Origin of the sequence: Variovorax sp. NFACC27, assembly GCF_048301545.1 — a bacterium.
In the GTDB taxonomy this organism is placed as follows: domain Bacteria; phylum Pseudomonadota; class Gammaproteobacteria; order Burkholderiales; family Burkholderiaceae_C; genus Variovorax; species Variovorax gossypii.
The window spans coordinates 3,601,096-3,617,336 of the sequence record NZ_CP157613.1 but is presented as its reverse complement, the minus strand read 5'-3'; the positions used below and the strand labels follow the sequence as shown (position 1 = coordinate 3,617,336).

The 16,241-nt window shown below is 67.7% G+C and carries 17 protein-coding genes; 6 read left to right on the top strand and 11 right to left on the bottom strand.

Annotated features, from left to right (window positions below; translation table 11 throughout):
- The first annotated feature begins 238 nt into the window (after nt 1–238).
- A complete protein-coding gene (locus ABL840_RS16985; RefSeq protein ID WP_093195381.1) occupies nt 239–589 on the top strand; it encodes a hypothetical protein in 351 nt (116 codons plus the stop codon).
- A gap of 63 nt (nt 590–652) precedes the next feature.
- Here ABL840_RS16985 and ABL840_RS16980 read toward each other — a convergent pair whose 3' ends face one another.
- The 8 genes from ABL840_RS16980 to ABL840_RS16945 all read right to left on the bottom strand — a co-directional run bounded on the left by ABL840_RS16980 (nt 653) and on the right by ABL840_RS16945 (nt 7,361).
- Complete coding sequence (locus ABL840_RS16980) at nt 653–1,156, bottom strand: disulfide bond formation protein B (RefSeq protein ID WP_093195382.1); 504 nt, start codon at nt 1,154–1,156, stop codon at nt 653–655.
- Nucleotides 1,153–2,250 carry a sulfate/molybdate ABC transporter ATP-binding protein gene (locus ABL840_RS16975; RefSeq protein WP_093195383.1) on the bottom strand — a complete coding sequence of 366 codons (1,098 nt, stop codon included), beginning with the start codon at nt 2,248–2,250 and terminating at the stop codon, nt 1,153–1,155. The genes ABL840_RS16980 and ABL840_RS16975 overlap by 4 nt, the downstream gene beginning before the upstream one ends.
- 23 nt (nt 2,251–2,273) lie before the next feature.
- A complete protein-coding gene (cysW, locus tag ABL840_RS16970) occupies nt 2,274–3,176 on the bottom strand; it encodes a sulfate ABC transporter permease subunit CysW (protein WP_093195384.1) in 903 nt (300 codons plus the stop codon).
- Nucleotide 3,177: 1 nt separating this feature from the next.
- Nucleotides 3,178–4,065 (bottom strand): sulfate ABC transporter permease subunit CysT, encoded by an 888-nt coding sequence (gene cysT, locus ABL840_RS16965; protein WP_093302784.1) that lies wholly within the window; start codon nt 4,063–4,065, stop codon nt 3,178–3,180.
- Nucleotides 4,066–5,082 (bottom strand): sulfate ABC transporter substrate-binding protein, encoded by a 1,017-nt coding sequence (locus ABL840_RS16960; protein WP_093195386.1) that lies wholly within the window; start codon nt 5,080–5,082, stop codon nt 4,066–4,068. It lies immediately after the preceding gene.
- The gene (locus ABL840_RS16955) at nt 5,079–5,654 is read right to left on the bottom strand and encodes an RBBP9/YdeN family alpha/beta hydrolase (RefSeq protein ID WP_093195387.1); all 576 of its coding nucleotides are present in this window, start codon (nt 5,652–5,654) and stop codon (nt 5,079–5,081) included. Before ABL840_RS16955 ends, ABL840_RS16960 begins: the two co-directional genes overlap by 4 nt.
- A gap of 20 nt (nt 5,655–5,674) precedes the next feature.
- A complete protein-coding gene (locus tag ABL840_RS16950) occupies nt 5,675–6,316 on the bottom strand; it encodes a peroxiredoxin (RefSeq protein ID WP_093195388.1) in 642 nt (213 codons plus the stop codon).
- A 130-nt stretch (nt 6,317–6,446) separates the two neighbouring features.
- Nucleotides 6,447–7,361, bottom strand: a complete 915-nt coding sequence (locus tag ABL840_RS16945) for a LysR family transcriptional regulator (RefSeq protein ID WP_093302782.1) — start codon at nt 7,359–7,361, stop codon at nt 6,447–6,449.
- 136 nt (nt 7,362–7,497) lie between these two features.
- Between ABL840_RS16945 and ABL840_RS16940 the strand changes: the two genes are divergently transcribed.
- Nucleotides 7,498–8,145 carry an FMN-dependent NADH-azoreductase gene (locus tag ABL840_RS16940; protein ID WP_093195389.1) on the top strand — a complete coding sequence of 216 codons (648 nt, stop codon included), beginning with the start codon at nt 7,498–7,500 and terminating at the stop codon, nt 8,143–8,145.
- A gap of 74 nt (nt 8,146–8,219) precedes the next feature.
- On the opposite strand, the gene ABL840_RS16935 is transcribed toward ABL840_RS16940, so the two are convergent.
- Complete coding sequence (locus ABL840_RS16935; RefSeq protein ID WP_093302779.1) at nt 8,220–8,774, bottom strand: NADPH-dependent FMN reductase; 555 nt, start codon at nt 8,772–8,774, stop codon at nt 8,220–8,222.
- Between the two features lie 149 nt (nt 8,775–8,923).
- Between ABL840_RS16935 and solA the strand changes: the two genes are divergently transcribed.
- From solA to ABL840_RS16920, 3 genes are all read left to right on the top strand, one after another.
- A complete protein-coding gene (gene solA / locus ABL840_RS16930; RefSeq protein ID WP_093303283.1) occupies nt 8,924–10,141 on the top strand; it encodes an N-methyl-L-tryptophan oxidase in 1,218 nt (405 codons plus the stop codon).
- 71 nt (nt 10,142–10,212) lie between these two features.
- Entirely contained in the window at nt 10,213–11,154 is a 942-nt protein-coding gene (gene panE / locus ABL840_RS16925; RefSeq protein WP_093302777.1) for a 2-dehydropantoate 2-reductase, read from the top strand.
- Between the two features lie 7 nt (nt 11,155–11,161).
- Complete coding sequence (locus tag ABL840_RS16920) at nt 11,162–11,830, top strand: Asp/Glu/hydantoin racemase (RefSeq protein ID WP_093302775.1); 669 nt, start codon at nt 11,162–11,164, stop codon at nt 11,828–11,830.
- Here the strand turns inward: ABL840_RS16920 and ABL840_RS16915 are convergent.
- Complete coding sequence (locus tag ABL840_RS16915) at nt 11,817–13,175, bottom strand: FAD-dependent oxidoreductase (protein ID WP_093302772.1); 1,359 nt, start codon at nt 13,173–13,175, stop codon at nt 11,817–11,819. The two genes, ABL840_RS16920 and ABL840_RS16915, sit on opposite strands and share 14 nt — an antisense overlap.
- Before the next feature lie 118 nt (nt 13,176–13,293).
- Here ABL840_RS16915 and ABL840_RS16910 point away from each other — a divergent pair, with 118 nt between their 5' ends.
- A complete protein-coding gene (locus ABL840_RS16910; RefSeq protein ID WP_093302770.1) occupies nt 13,294–14,295 on the top strand; it encodes an alpha/beta hydrolase family protein in 1,002 nt (333 codons plus the stop codon).
- A 16-nt stretch (nt 14,296–14,311) separates the two neighbouring features.
- On the opposite strand, the gene ABL840_RS16905 is transcribed toward ABL840_RS16910, so the two are convergent.
- Nucleotides 14,312–16,231 (bottom strand): family 2A encapsulin nanocompartment cargo protein cysteine desulfurase, encoded by a 1,920-nt coding sequence (locus ABL840_RS16905; RefSeq protein ID WP_418116367.1) that lies wholly within the window; start codon nt 16,229–16,231, stop codon nt 14,312–14,314.
- Nucleotides 16,232–16,241: the final 10 nt, after the last annotated feature.

The following is a 16,241-nucleotide window of genomic DNA, read 5'->3' as shown; positions in this document are numbered from 1 at the left end:
GCTTTTAAAGACCCGCGCTGTGTATTGACACCATCCTCTTACAAGCGGACGCACAGCGATTCCTGCCCCGGCCAGATCGTGACTTTAGGCACTGTCTGCACGCGAATTGCACCCCTACATTCGCAATTGGGCAGCGCATTGCAGGCCGCCCACGACAGCAGATGCCAATGGTCCGCGAATATCTTTTTTGCGGCCGGGGCATCTCTTTTTCGACGCATTCAATTAAGGGGAAACAACCATGAAATTCAAACAGTCGAACACGCTGCTGCGCAATGCAGCACTGGCCGGTGCAATTGCAACGCTGCTGGCTTTCAGCGGCGCGGCGAGCGCGGCCCACATGCCGCAGGACAGCGACATGCTGCAGACGACGGGCATCGTCGCCAGCGTCGGCACGCCCGCCTCGAAGATCGGGATGGAAGAAGTCTCGGCCCAGCAAGACCTGCTGAGCCTCGTTGCGCCCGCCGCCGAGCCCGAGAAGGCTCAGCCCGTGAATACCGCCATGGTCAACAGCTGCTCGAGCCGCTGGTACTGGCGCAGCCTGCTGGAAGAAATGGCTTGCGGCTTCTCCGGCCAGGGCTGGTTCAACTGAACCTTGCGACGTGAAAAAGCCGCCCTCGAACGGGGGCGGCTTCGAAAGAGCTGAAGAAGAAGCTCAGCGCGCGCGGCGTGAGCGAAGCAGCAGCGTGATCAGCAGCAGCGACAGCACCACGAACGCGATGAACGACCAGTTCGCCAGCGTCAGGCCGAACAGCGACCAGTCGATCTTCGAGCAGTCGCCGCCGCCGCGGAAGATCATCGGCAGAGCGCGCTTCAGCGGGAAGGTCTCTATCATCCCGTAGAGGTCGCGCCCGCAGGAAACGACTTCGGGCGGATACCACTGCAGCCAGCTCTGCGAGGCCGCCGTGTAGGCACCGCCCAGCGCGGCCAGCAGCGCCAGCACACCGCCCACGACCCGCAGCCCCACGTTGCGGAACGCTCCGGCCAGCCCGGTGAACAGCGCCACCAGCACCAGCGCATAGCGCTGGACGATGCACATGGGACAGGGCTCGAGCCCGACCACGTGCTGCAGGTAGAGCCCGAAGGCCAGCATCAGGACGCAGGCAAGGCAGATCAGCCCGAACGCGCGGCGCGGCGCGCCGAAGTACCAATCGATCAAGGAGATACCCAATCTTCTTCTACGAACACTCTGGCCTTGCGCGGATTGGCGACGACAGTGTCGCCTTCCTTCAAGCCCAGATCGCGGAACTGTTGCGCAGGGAGTTGCGCTTCGATGATGGTTCCGGAGCCCGGATTATCTGGATTCGATTCCGCGGGCTCAAGTTCCAGCCGCGCGATGGGTCCGACGACGATCGCGCGCGACAGCGTGGCGACGATGCCCGAGGCGCCGTTCACGTAGCGTGTCACGTCGATGTCATGCGGGCGCACGTAGGCGCGTGCCTTGGCGTCGCGCGCGCCGCTGTGCTCGGGCGAGTCCAGGCGCATGCCGTCCAGCTGCACCGCGCCGTTGTCGGCACGGCCGTGGAACAGGTTCACGTCGCCCAGGAAGCCGTAGACGAACGGGCTCGCGGGCTGGTCCCACACTTCCTGCGGCGAGCCGACCTGCTCGATCTGACCCTTGTTGATGACCACCACGCGGTCGGCCACCTCGAGCGCCTCTTCCTGGTCGTGCGTGACGAAGATGGAAGTGACGTGCAGCTCGTCGTGCAGCCGGCGCAGCCAGCGGCGCAGTTCCTTGCGCACCTTGGCGTCGAGCGCGCCGAAGGGTTCGTCCAGCAGCAGCACCTTGGGCTCCACCGCCAGCGCGCGGGCCAGCGCGATGCGCTGGCGCTGGCCGCCAGAAAGCTGCGACGGGTAGCGGTCGGCCAGCCAGTCGAGCTGCACCAGCTTGAGCAGGTCGGTCACCTTCTGCCTGATCTGGGCGTCGCTCGGTCGCTCCTTGCGCGGCTTCACGCGCAGGCCGAAGGCCACGTTCTCGAACACGGTCATGTGGCGGAACAGCGCGTAGTGCTGGAACACGAAGCCCACCTGCCGCTCGCGCACGTGCACGTCGGTGGTGTCCTCGCCCGAGAACAGGATGCTGCCGGTGTCGGCCGTCTCCAGCCCCGCGATGATGCGCAGCAGCGTGGTCTTGCCGCAGCCCGAGGGGCCGAGCAGCGCGACGAGTTCGCCCGAATCGACGTCGAGGCTCACGTCGCGCAGCGCGCGAAAGTCGCCGAACTGCTTGCTGATGTTGCGGATTTCGATGCTCATGACTTCTGTTCTTTCTCGTTCACTCAGGCCGCGGAGGCTTCCGGCGGACGCTCGGGGGGCAGCTCGGCAATGGCCTTCATCTCGCGCTCGTGGCGCCATTCGATCACCGACTTGATCACCAGCGTGACCAGCGCCAGGATCGCCAGCAGCGAAGCCACCGCGAAGGCGGCCACCGACTGGTATTCGTTGTAGAGCACTTCCACGTGCAGCGGCATGGTGTTGGTCTGGCCGCGGATGTGGCCCGACACCACCGACACCGCGCCGAACTCGCCCATGGCGCGCGCGTTGCACAGGATCACGCCGTACAGCAGGCCCCACTTGATGTTGGGCAGCGTCACGCGCCAGAAGGTCTGCCAGCCGGTCGCGCCGAGCACGATGGCGGCCTGCTCCTCGTCGGTGCCCTGCGCCTGCATCAGCGGCACGAGCTCGCGCGCGATGAACGGGAAGGTCACGAACACGGTCGCCAGGACGATGCCGGGCACGGCGAAGATGATCTTGATGTCGTGCTCGGCGAGCCACGGACCGAGCCAGCCCTGCGCGCCGAACACCAGCACGTAGATCAGGCCCGCCACCACCGGCGACACCGCGAACGGCAGGTCGACCAGCGTGGTGAGCAGCGCCTTGCCGCGGAACTCGAACTTGGCGATGGCCCAGGCGCCGGCCACGCCGAACACCAGGTTCATCGGCACGGCGATGGCGGCCGTGATCAGCGTGAGGCGGATGGCGCTCCAAGCATCGGGCTCCTTCAACGCATCGATGTACGCGGTGACGCCCTTGCGCAGCGCCTCGGTCGCCACGGCGGCCAGCGGCAGCACGAGGAACAGGAACATGAACCCGAGCGCGAGGCCGATGAGCAGCCAGCGCACCCAGGCGGCTTCGGTGGTGCCGGCCTGGGCGCGGCGAACGACTTTGGAAGGGGCACTCATGTCAGCTTCCCGAACGGCGACGCTGCCAGGCCTGCAGGCCGTTGATGACCAGCAGCAGCAAGAAGGAAATGACCAGCATCACCAGCGCGACCGCGGTGGCACCCGCGTAGTCGTACTGCTCCAGCTTGCCGATGATGATGAGCGGCGTGATCTCCGAGATCATCGGCATGTTGCCGGCGATGAAGATCACCGAGCCGTACTCGCCGATGGCACGCGCGAAGGCCATGGCAAAGCCGGTCAGCAGCGCCGGAGCGATGGACGGGAAGATCACCTTGGTGAAGGTCTGCAGCCGCGTCGCGCCCAGCGAGGTGGCTGCCTCTTCAAGCTCTTTCTCGGCGTCCTCGAGCACCGGCTGCACCGTGCGCACCACGAAGGGCAGCCCGATGAAGATCAGCGCGATCACAACGCCCGCCGGCGTGAACGCCAGCTTGATGCCGTGCGGCTCGAGCAGCTGCCCGACCCATCCGTTGCCCGCGAGCAGCGCGGTCAGCGAAATGCCGGCCACGGCAGTCGGCAGCGCGAACGGCAGGTCGACCAGCGCGTCGACGATGCGCTTGCCCGGAAACTTGTAGCGCACCAGCACCCAGGCCACCAGCAGGCCGAACACCGCGTTCACGATGGCGGCGATCAGCGAGGCACCGAAGGTCAGGCGGTACGAGGCCATCACGCGAGGTGCGGTCACAGCCACCCAGAACTGCTCCCAGCTCAGCGTGAAGGTCTTGAAGACCAGCGCCGACAGCGGGATCAGCACGATCAGGCTCAGGTAGAGGATCGAGAAGCCGAGCGTGATGTGGAAACCGGGCAGTACGCGCTTGGCGCCCCCTGCCCGGTTGGCACGAGAAAAAGGCGCTCCCGCCGACGGGAGCGCCGAAGTGACAGCGCCGCTCATTTACTTTCCGCCGGGGGTGTACAGCTTGTCGAACTGGCCGCCGTCGTTGAAGTGCACCTTCTGCGCTTCGCCGAGGCTGCCGAAGAGTTCCTGCACCGTGAAGAGCTGCAGCGGCTTGAAGGTCGAGGCGTACTTCTTGAGCACCGTCTGCGAGCGCGGACGCAGCGCGTGCTTGGCGGCGATTTCCTGGGCTTCCTCGGAGTACAGCCAGTCGAGATACGCCTTGGCGAGTTCGCCGGTGCCCTTCTTGTTGACGGTGCGCTCGACCACGGCCACCGGGTTCTCGGCCACGATGCTGATCGAGGGGTAGACCGAGTCGACCTTGCCGGTGCCGAATTCGCGGTCGATGGAGACCACTTCCGACTCGAAGGTGATCAGCGCGTCGCCGATGTTGCGCTGCAGGAAGGCGGTGGTCGCGTCGCGGCCGCCGCGTGCCAGCACCGGCACGTTCTTGAACAGCTTGCCGACGAACTCTGCGGCCTGGGCGTCGGTGCCGCCCTTCTTCTTGATGTAGCCCCAGGCAGCCAGGTAGGCGTAGCGGCCGTTGCCGCCGGTCTTGGGGTTGACGATCACGACCTGCACGCCTGGCTTGACCAGGTCGTCCCAGTCCTTGATGCCCTTGGGATTGCCGTTGCGAACCAGGAACAGCATGGTCGACGTGGTCGGCGCTGCGTTCTCGGGGAATTTCTTGTTCCAGTCCTTCGCGACCACGCCGGCGTTGGCGAGGAAGTCGATGTCGGTGGAGGTGTTCATCGTGACCACGTCGGCGTCGAGGCCGTCCGCCACCGCGCGGGCCTGCGCGCTGGAGCCGCCGTGCGACTGGTCGATCTTCACGTCCTTGCCGGTGGCCTTCTTGTAGTGCGCCACGAAGGCCGCGTTGTAGTCCTTGTAGAACTCGCGGGCCACGTCGTAGGAGGCGTTCAGCAGCCCGGTGCCTTGTGCGAAGGCGGTGCTGCCGGCGAGTGCGGAGGACGCCAGCGCGAGCACGGCGACGAAGGTCTTGATTCTGGAAGTCATGTGGTTGCCAGGTTTTCTGAAAATTCACGGCCCGCCGACCATGCGGCGGGCTCGTCGGTCAGCGACTGGAGCAGGGCAAGGCCCAGCGGCCAGTCCCCGTGTCCCGAGTCGATGTTGATGTGGCCAGCATTCTGCATCCGCACGAACTCGCTGCCCCAGGCGCGCGAATACGCGCCCGCCAGTCGGATCGGACAGTACGGGTCGTTGCTGCTGGCCACCACGATGCTGCGGTACGGCAGCGCGGCATACGGCACGGGAGCGAAATCGGAGAGCACGGCGCGGCGCTCGGGGTCGGCGGGTGCGACCAGCAGCGCGCCCTGGATGCGGGCCGCGGCCTCGGGCGGCAGGTGGGCCGTGGCGATGCAGCCCAGGCTGTGCGCCGCGATCACCACCGGGCCGTCGCTCTCCAGCACCAGCTTCGCCAATGTCGAGACCCAGGCTTCGCGCTTGGGCGAGGCCCAGTCGTCCTGCACCACGCGCGCCGCGCCCGGAATGCGCTCCTCCCACAGGCTCTGCCAGTGGCCGGGCCCGGAGTCGCGCCACCCCGGCACGATGACAACACGCGTCTGCATGACTGAGCCGCCCTGCCCGCTTACTTGTTCGGCTGCGGCGTGATGCGCAGGTACGGGCGCACGGCCTTGAAGCCCTTGGGGAAGCGCTCCGCCAGCTCGGCCGGATCCTGGATGGCCGGGATGATGACCACGTCGTCGCCGTCCTTCCAGTTCACGGGCGTGGCGACCTTGTGGCTGTCGGTGAGCTGCAGCGAGTCGATGACGCGCAGGATCTCGTCGAAGTTGCGGCCGGTGGAGGCCGGATAGGTGATGGTGGTTCGGATCACCTTCTTCGGGTCGATGATGAACACGCTGCGGACGGTGGCCGTGGCCGAGGCGTTCGGGTGGATCAGGTCGTACAGGTCGGCCACCTTGCGGTCGGCGTCCGCGATGATGGGGAAGTTGACCGTGGTGTTCTGCGTGTCGTTGATGTCGCCGATCCATTCCTTGTGCTTGGTGGCCGGGTCGACGCTCAGCGCGATGGGCTTCACGCCGCGCTTGGCGAATTCGCCCGACAGCGCGGCGGTCTTGCCGAGTTCCGTGGTGCACACGGGGGTGAAGTCGGCGGGATGCGAGAAGAACACGATCCACGAATCGCCGGCCCACTGGTAGAAGTCGATGGGGCCTTCGCTCGAATCCTGGGTGAAATTGGGGGCGGTGTCGCCGAGACGCAGAGTAGCCATGGTCGCTCCTGGATTGGATGAGAGTCCCGGATTGTGCGAACCCTTGCTTCAATGCCAAACGAATATCTGCTTGTTTGGATATGACGTTTTCCGCATAACGAGGCCGCCCAGCCCCGTGGCGGGCCCGGAGCTAGAACATCCGCATGTCCGCGCTCTGCAGGTGTTCCATCAGGAAGTCGATCAGCTTGCGCACCGCCGGCACCAGCGCCCGCCGCGCCGGGAACACCATGTGCGCGACCACCGGCGGGGGGCCCCAGCCCGGCAGCAGCCGCACCAGCCGGCCGGCCTCCACGTCGGCGCGGCACATGTAGTCGGGCAGCATGGTCGCCCCGATGCCGCCCAGCGCGCCGAACTGCAGCGTGGCGAGGTCGTCCGCCACGTACAGGGGCGTGTGCGAGTGGACGAGGCTCTCGCCGCCGGGGCCTTCCAGCCGCCAGTCGCTGCGCCCTTCCCCGTTGACCGACATGGCCGCCGTGGGCAGCTTCGCCAGGTCGGCCACCGTCTGCACCGGGCCATGCCGCGCCAGCAGCGCCGGGCTCGCCACCAGCACGCCGCGGCTGTAGCCGAAGGTCTTGGCCACCAGCACCGTGCTGTCCTCGATGGCGGGACGCACCCGCAGGGCGATGTCGATGCCCTCCTCGATCAGGTCGACCGGCCGGTTGATCACCTTCATGTCGATGCGCACCGCCGGGTAGCGCTCCATGAACACCGGCATCAGCTGCGCCAGTCCGCTGTGCGCGATGGTGACGGGGCAGCTCAGCCGCACCAGCCCGCTGGGCTCGGTCTGCACCTGGGCCACCGCCTCGGCCGCCGCCTGCGCCGCGTCGCGCATGGCGGAGGCGTGCCTCAGGTAGATCTCGCCGGCCGGCGTGAGCGACAGGCGCCGGGTGCTGCGCTGCATGAGCTGCACCCCGAGGCGCTCTTCCAGCTCCGCCACGCGGCGCGAGAGGCGCGACTTGGGAATGCCCATTGCCCGGCTGGCGGCTGCGAAGCCGCCGCGCTCGGCCACTTCGGCGAAGAAAACCATGTCGTTGAGGTCTTGCATGGCAGTCATTGTCCTGCAGATGGAACGATGTAGGCAAATTTTGGCTACTTATCACCCACTCGGTCGAAAAATAGAATTCCCACATCCGCCGGCCACATTGAGCGCCGACAGCCAACACAGAAAGTGATTGATTGAAATGAAGCTGCTCCACATCGACTCCAGCATCCTCGGCACCAACTCGACCTCGCGCCTGCTCTCGGCCGAAGTCGTGACCGCATGGCGCGCCGCCCACCCCGACACCGCCGTCGAATACCTCGACCTGGCCGTCGACACCCCGCCGCACTTCGGCGCCGACGCACTGGGCATCAAGATCGGCGTGCAAGCCCAGCCCACCGAAGCCCAGGTGCGCGAGAACGCCCTGTCCGAAAAGCTCGTGAGCCAGTTCCTGGCCTCGGACGTGGTCGTCATCGGCACGCCGTTCTACAACTTCTCGATCCCGACGCAGCTGAAGGCCTGGATCGACCGCCTCGGCCAGGTCGGCCGCACCTTCAAGTACACCGACAAGGGCCCCGTGGGCTTGGCCGGCGGCAAGACCATCATCGTGGCCTCCAGCCGCGGCGGCGTCTACTCGACCAGCGAAGGCGGCCAGGCCATGGAACACCAGGAGAGCTACCTCAAGGCAGTCTTCGGCTTCTTCGGCATCACCGACGTGCGCATCGTTCGCGCCGAAGGCGTGGCGATGGGCGATGAAGCCCGCAACGGCGCCCTGGCATCGGCCCGCGCCGACATCCTGGTGGCGACGGCCGAAGCCGCGAACCAGCGCGACGCGGCGATCGCAGCCTGAAGAACGCGCTCCTGCGCGAACAAGAAAGCCGCCCGATGGGCGGCTTTCTTGCGTCCGGGTCGAACCGGGTTCGGTCAGGCAGCGTGGCTCTTCACCCAGGCCACGTACTTGTCCATCCAGCCCTGCAGGAACTTCTTCGAGCCTTCGTTGCCGATGTGGCCCTTGTCGTCGAACAGGTCTTCCTTGGCCTGCAGGAACACTTCGGGCGCGCCCAGCGTAGGCACGTCGAGATACGCCAGGATGTTGCGCAGGTGCTGCTGCGCCAGCGCGGTACCGATGGCACCGACCGAGATGCCGACCACGCCGGCCGGCTTGCCCGCCCAGGCGCTCTGGCCGTAGGGGCGCGAGGCATGGTCGATGGCGTTCTTCAGCACGCCGGGAATGGAACGGTTGTATTCGGGCGTGACGAACAGCAGGCCGTCGGCCGCCGCGATCTCCGTCTTCAGGCGCTTCACGGATGCAGCCTGGTTGCCGTCGTCGTCCTGGTTGTACAGCGGCAGGTCGTCGATGCGCAGGGTTTCGAAGGTGAAGTCCGAAGGCGCGAGGTGCGCCAGCGCGAGGGCCAGCTTGTGGTTGTAGGAATCCTTGCGCAGGCTGCCGACGATGACGGCGATGCGGGTCTGGGCCATGGGTGAAGCTCCTTTGATGAGGGGTCGGAAATGACGAACGCGATTATGCGAAGCGCCCAAGACCTTTTCTGGAAAAGTTCATGCGGCCCCGGGCGAACGGCGGCAAGATGTTGTGCTCCTCCAACCTCATCGAAGCGCAGGACGAATCAGTGATTCAGTCATCCCCCCACTACGACGTCATCGTCGTCGGCCTGGGCGCGCTCGGCGCCGCCACGCTCTACCAGCTCTCGCAGCGCGGCGCGCGCGTGCTGGGCATCGACCAGTTCTCCCCGCCGCACGACCAGGGTTCCTCGCACGGCGACTCGCGCATCACGCGACTGGCCGTCGGCGAAGGCGACGAATACGTGCCCTTCGTGCAGCGCTCGCATGCCATCTGGCGCGAGCTCGAGGCGCGCACCGGCAAGCCGCTCATGACCACCACCGGCGGCCTGATCCTCGCGCCGCGCGACCGCGTCGCCGAGCACCACGGCAAGTCCGACTTCGTGCGCCGCACCATCGCCTGCGCCGAGCGCTTCGGCATCGCGCACGAAGTGCTCGACGCTGCCGGCATCCGCGCGCGCTTTCCGCAGTTCAAGCTGCAGGGCGACGAGATCGGCTACTTCGAGCACGAGGCTGGCTTCGTGCGGCCCGAGGACGCCATCGGCGCCCAACTGGCCGTGGCCCGCGATTCGGGTGCGCAGACGCGCACCGGCGAGCGCGTGGAGGCCGTCGAGCCCGTGGGCAACGGCGACACGCTGCGCGTGCGCACCGCCGGCGCGAGCTTCACGGCCGACCGCGTCGTCGTCGCGGCCGGCGCATGGCTGCCGGCGTTCCTGGGCGCGCAGGCCCGGACCGACTGGCAGGCCGATTTCTCCGTGCACCGCCAGGTCATGCACTGGTTCGACACCGGTAGCGCCACCGCAGACTTCGCGCCCGGGCGCTTCCCCATCTTCATCTGGATGTTCGGCGACGGGCCGGAAGACTACATGTACGGCTTCCCTGCCTCCGATGCGTCGCAGCCCGCGCTCAAGGTCGCGACCGAACAGTACGTGGCCGCCACCACGCCCGACACCATCGACCGCAGCGTGAGCGCGGAAGAAAGCGCCGCCATGTACCGAGAACGCGTGGCCGGCCGCTTCCCGCAGATCGGCGGTCGCGCAGTGAAGGCCCGCGCCTGCATGTACACCGTGACGCCCGATCGCCGCTTCGTGATCGACGCGCTCGAGGGCATGCCCAACCTGCTCGTCGTCTCGGCCTGCTCGGGCCACGGCTTCAAGCACTCGGCCGGCCTGGGCGACGCCATCGCGGATCATGTGCTGGGCCGCGAGAGCACGCTCGACCTCTCGCCCTTTGCCCGCCGGCGGCTGCTGGAGAAGGCGCAGGGCTGAAGCACGCGCCGGCGATCCCGGGCATCATCGCTGCCGATCTTTTTCACTGTCGGATACAGGAGCGAAGCGCGATGAGATTTCTGGTGGTGGGTGCCGGCGCACTCGGTGGTTATTTCGGCGGTCGTCTGCTGGAGGCGGGACGCGACGTCACCTTCCTGCTTCGCCCGCGCCGCGCGGCACAGCTCGCGAAGACCGGACTGGTGGTGCAGAGCCCCTTCGGCAACCTGAACCTGCCCGCCCCCAGGCACGTACTCGCCGACAACATCGACGGCCCCTACGACGTGATCGTGGTCGGCAGCAAGGCCTACGACCTCGACTCGACGATGGATTCCTTCGCGCCGGCCGTCGGCCCCGACACCGTGATCCTGCCTTTGCTCAACGGCATGAGCCACATCGACCGGCTGGCCGAACGCTTCGGCGCCGAACGCGTGCTGGGCGGCCTGTGCATGATCTCCGCCACCCTCGACGACGAAGGCCGCGTGCTGCACCTCAACGACATGCACGGCCTGAGCTTCGGCGAACGCGCGGGCGGCCGCTCGGCCCGCGTCGATGCCATCGCCGCGCAGTTCGCCGGCGCGAAGTTCGATGCCACCGCCAGCGAGAACATCGCGCAGGACATGTGGGAGAAATGGGTCTTCATCGCCTCGGCGGCCGGCCTCACCAGCCTGATGCACGCATCCATCGGCGACATCGTGGCCGCCGGCGGACAGGACGTGGCGCTCTCGATCTTCGACGAGTGCTGCGCCATCGCCGCCCACAACGGCTTTGCTCCGCGCGCCGCCGCCGTGCAACGCGGCCGCGCCATCATCACGGCCGCCGGCTCGCCGATGACGGCGTCGATGTACAAGGACATGGCGCGCGGCGCGGCGGTCGAAGCCGATCACATCGTCGGCGACCTGCTGGGCCGGGCCGCTCCAGGCAACGCGACGGTGCCCACCGTGCTGCGCACCGCCTACGTCCATCTGAAGGCCTACGAGGCACGTCGCGCACGCGAGACTGCCGCCTCTGCCTGACGCAGTCGTGAGAGAAGCGCTGGCCTTCCTGCACACGGCGCAGGTGCACGTGCCGACCTTCGAGCGGCTGGTGGGCGCAGTCGCACCCGAGCTGCCCGTGCGGCACGTCGTGCGTGAAGACCTGCTGGCCGATGCACGCATCGCCGGCGTCGACGACGCCGGGCTCGTCGCCCGCGTTCATGAGGCCATGCGCGAAGCTGCCTCGGGCGGCGCAAGCGTCGTGGTGTGCACCTGCTCGACCATCGGCGCCATCGCCGAACGCACGCCCACCGGCGACGCATTCAGGGCGCTGCGCATCGACCGGGCCATGGCCGACCGCGCGGTGCGCACGGGGCCGCGCGTGCTGATCGCCGCGGCGCTCGAAAGCACGCTGGCGCCGACACGGGCACTGATTCTTTCCGCCGCCCGGGAAGCCGGCGTCGACGTGCGGCCCGCCATGCTGCTCGTCGAGGAGGCATGGCGGCATTTCGAGGCCGGGAACAACGCGCTCTACATCGAGACGCTGGCTTTCTCGATCCGCGCGGCGGCGAAGGCGGCCGACGTCGTGGTGCTGGCCCAGGCCTCGATGGCTCCCGTGGCCGACAGGCTCGCCGACCTAGGCATCGACGTGCTCAGCAGCCCTGCTCCGGGCACCGCGCACGCGGTTTCACTGGTGCGGGCGCTCAGTCCGACTTGAGGATGGTCTCGCCCTTCAGCATCCCCATGTCGCGGATGTTGAAGCGATGCCGCTTCCAGCCTTCCCAGGTGCGACGCATGTTGCCGATGGAGATGAGGTAGTACAGCACCTTGAACATGCCGATCGGCCCGCGCGACGGCGTGCCGCGGTAGATGTCGCCGGCCAGCAGCGTCATCAACCCTTCCTTCACGCGGAACGGGTTGCCCGGGTGCATGAACATGTCGCGGATGGTGGGGTTGGTCACGCGGTAGATGAACCACGAGTACTCGCGCGGCCCCTTGCGCATCATGGCCTCGAAGCCCTTGCGCGCGGCCGCCAGCCCGGCCGGCCGGTCGAGCGCGGTCGCCACCAGCTCGGCGCCGTCGAAGGCGCTGTGCATCGCGAGGTACACGCCCGAGGAGAACATCGGGTCGATGAAGGTGAAGGCGTCGCCCAGCATCAGGTAGCGGTCGCCCGTGGCGTGCGTGCTGGAGTACGAGAAGTTGCCGGTGGCATGCACCGCGTCGTCGACCAGCGTGGCGTTCTTCAGGCGGTCCACCAGCACCGGGCAGGTCGCGATGGTGTCGTAGAAGAACTCCTTGAGCGGCTTGTCCCGCGTCTTCAGGTAGTACGGCCAGCACACGGCGCCCACGCTGGTGGTACCGTCGGCCAGCGGAATGAACCAGAACCATCCGTGAGGAAACCAGCAGATGCTGATGTTGCCTTCCTTCTTGCCCTCCAGCCGCTCGGCGTTGGTGAAGTGGCCGAAGAGCGCGGTGCTGTTGTGGTCGGGGTTCTTTTCCTTGCAGCGGAATTTGTTGGCCAGCAGCGTGTCGCGGCCGGTGGCGTCGACCACGAAGCGGGCGCGCCAGCTGCGGCGCGCGCCATCGTCCATCTCGGCCTTGACCGTGGCGCCGTCGGCATCGAAGGCCACGTCGCGCACCTTGCAGCCCTCGATGGCCTGCGCGCCGCAGGTGGCCGCGTTGCGGAACAGGAGTTCGTCGAGCTCCGAACGGCGCACCTGCCAGGCAGAATCGAGCGACTTGTCCAGGCCCTCGGCGAAGTCGACATAGCTGCGGTGCTCGTGCTCGGGCGAGACGAACTCGATGCCGAACTTGGGCATGCCGATCTTCTCGACCTGGTCGCGCACGCCGAGCTTCTCGAACAGCTCCACGTTCGCGGGCAGCAGCGATTCGCCGATGTGAAAGCGCGGGTGGTGTGCCTTCTCGAGCAGCACCACCTTGCGGCCCTGCCGTGCCAGCAGCGCGGCGACGGTCGATCCGGCGGGGCCTCCGCCGACGACCAGCACGTCGCAGGATTCGTCGGCGGCCTGAGGCGCGGAGGAAGAAGCTTGGGACAAGGACATTCGAAGGCGAGCAACAATGTTTTGACAGTCGTAGAGCATAGCGCGCTGCCTCCCCGTCCCCGCGAACACCGCAAAGTCTGCTAAGCGGCCCGCGGCGAAGAGCAGCACACTGCCGCGCATGAGCCTCCTTCGCACTATCTGCCTCGCCGCCGCCTGCCTCACGGCCACACTCGCCCAGGCCGCCGGCTTCAGCACCATCGAGATACCTGCCGACCGCGAAGGCCCGGCGATGCAGGGTGCCGTGTGGACGCCCTGCGCCGCGCCTGCCGGGGAGATCAAGCTCGGCCGCACCACGATCCAGGGAGTGCGGGACTGCCCGCTCCCGCCAGGAGCCGCCCGCTTGCCGCTGATCGTGATCTCGCACGGCTACGGCGGCTCCTTCCTCGGCCATCACGATACGGCGCAGGCGCTTGCGGAAGCGGGCTTCATCGTCGCTGCCATCAGCCATTCGCAAGACAACTTCCAGCTCCGCGGCGGCCCGGACGACAAGATCGTCGCGCTGGCGACGCGAACCACCGACATCAAGCGGCTGATTGACCACATGCTCCAGAAGTGGCCCGCGCACGGCAGGATCGCGGCCAACCAGATCGGCTTCTACGGTTTTTCGAGGGGCGGCTACACGGGCCTCGTGCTCGCGGGAGCGCGTCCGGACTTCGAACGGCTGCCGCCACTGCCTTCATCCCCGTGCGCAACGGCGCCCGAAGGCAAGGCATGCGAATGGGTGAAGCAGGGCTTCCAGGAACTGCTCGCCACGCCATTGACGCACGACGCCCGCATCAAGGTCGCCGTGATCGCCGATCCAGTCAGCATGCTCTTCGACGCCCAGGGCCTGAAGAACGTGAAGATCCCGATCGAACTCTGGGCCTCGGCCTACGGCGGCGACGGCGTCACGCCCGAGAGCGTCGCCGCGGTACGCCGCAACCTGCCCGTGGCGCCCGAATGGCATGTGGCCGAGAAGGCCGAGCACTTCGGCTTTCTCGCGCCATGCTCGCAGGCTCAGATCGAGGCCAAGGTCGAGATCTGCCGCGACGCGCCCGGCTTCGACCGCACGGCCTTCCACAAGGCATTCAACGCCGAGGTGACGGCCTTCTTCGCCCGCCACCTCGCGCCGAAGCACTGACTGCACCAGCCCGGTTTCAGCCCGCGCGGCGCTGCGACGCCAGCCGACGCACCACAGCCACCAGCCGGTCGACTTCGTCGAAGGTGTTGTAGAAGGCCAGCGAAGGCCGCACCGTGGTCTCGACGCCGAAGCGGCGCAGGATCGGCTGCGCGCAGTGGTGGCCCGTGCGCACCGCGATGCCCTCCTCGTTCAGCGCCTGCCCCACCTCCTCGGTGGTGTAGCCGTCGAGCACGAAGGACATCACGCTGGCCTTGTCGGCCGCCGTGCCGATCAGCCGCACGCCCGGAATCGCGCCGAGCTGCGCCATGCCGTACACGAGCAGGTCGTGCTCGTAGCGCGCGATGTTCTCGATGCCGACCTTGTTGACGTAGTCGATGGCGGCGCCCAGCCCCACGGCGTCGGCGATGTTGCCGGTGCCGGCCTCGAACTTGTTCGGGATCGGCTGGAACACCGTCTTCTCGAAGGTCACGTCGGCAATCATGTTGCCGCCGCCCTGCCATGGGGGCATGTCTTCCAGCACTTCGCGCTTGCCCCACACCACGCCGATGCCGGTCGGGCCGAACACCTTGTGGCCGGAGAACACGAAGAAGTCGGCGCCGATGTCCTGCACGTCCACGCGCATGTGCGAGACCGACTGCGCACCATCGACCAGCGCCTTCGCGCCCGCGCGGTGCGCCAGCTCGACGATCTCCTTCACCGGCACCACCGTGCCCAGCGCATTCGAGACCTGCGTGACGGCAACGATCTTCGTGCGGTCGTTCAGCAGCTTGCGGTATTCGTCGAGCAGCACCTGGCCCGAGTCGTCCACCGGGATCACGCGCAGCTTCGCGCCCGTGGCAGCAGCGAGCTGCTGCCACGGCACGATGTTGGCGTGGTGCTCGAGGTTCGACACGACGATCTCGTCGCCCTCGCCCACGTGCTGCCCGCCCCAGCTCTTGGCCACCAGGTTGATGGCCTCGGTGGTGCCGCGCACGAAGATCACTTCTTCCACCTCGGGCGCGTTGATGAACCTGCGCACGCGCTCGCGGGCGCCTTCGTAGGCGTCGGTGGCGCGCGCGGCCAGCTCGTGCGCGGCGCGGTGGATGTTCGAGTTCTCGTGCTCGTAGAAGTACGCGATGCGGTCGATGACCGACTGCGGCTTGTGCGTGGTGGCGGCGTTGTCGAACCACACGAGCTGCCGGCCATTCACGCGCTCCTGCAGGATCGGGAAGTCGCGCCGCACGGCGTGCACGTCGAACGGCGGATGCTGGCCGCTGCCGGCCAGCGGCACGGCGCCGGGGCCGCGCGGATCGGGCTTCGCCGGCGTGACGAAGCCGCTGGGCAGGCGCACCGCGTCGACGAAGTAGAACTGGGGATTGCTCCCTCTCCCCTTTGGGGAGAGGGTTGGGGTGAGGGGCAACCCCGCACCTTGCGTCGTCCGCAGGCCCTCACCCCGGCCCTCTCCCGCAAGCGGGAGAGGGAGCAAGACCTGCGGAGGCGCAGACACGGCAGAGAGCGCGCCGGCCGGAGGATGCCCGAAAGCGTTGCTCAAGAAGTAGAACGGTGACGCGTCCGCCTGTAGTGCCGAAAGCGCACTCACCTGCTGCGGCACGCCCTGCACCGTGCCACCGGAGCGCGGCTCGAAGGCCGGCGCCACGGAGAGCACGCTGTCGGGCACACCGTTGCCTGCCACCGCATGCGGCACCAATGCCGGCGCGCGGTTCGCGAGCGAAGGCACCTGCGTGGGCGACGCCGGCACCAGGTTGGCGCCCGGGACCTGCCCCTGCGGAAACGGCGTACCCGGCACGCTGGGCCCGAAGCCGGCCGGGCTCGCGAGCGGCGAGCCCGCGGGCGCGACATTGGCCGGAAACTGCGCGCCCGGCACCAGCCCGTTCGCCACGCCGGGCACCGAATCGGGCGGCGTGCCCGGCAGTGCGGAGAACATGGCGCTGGCCATGCGCGCGAGA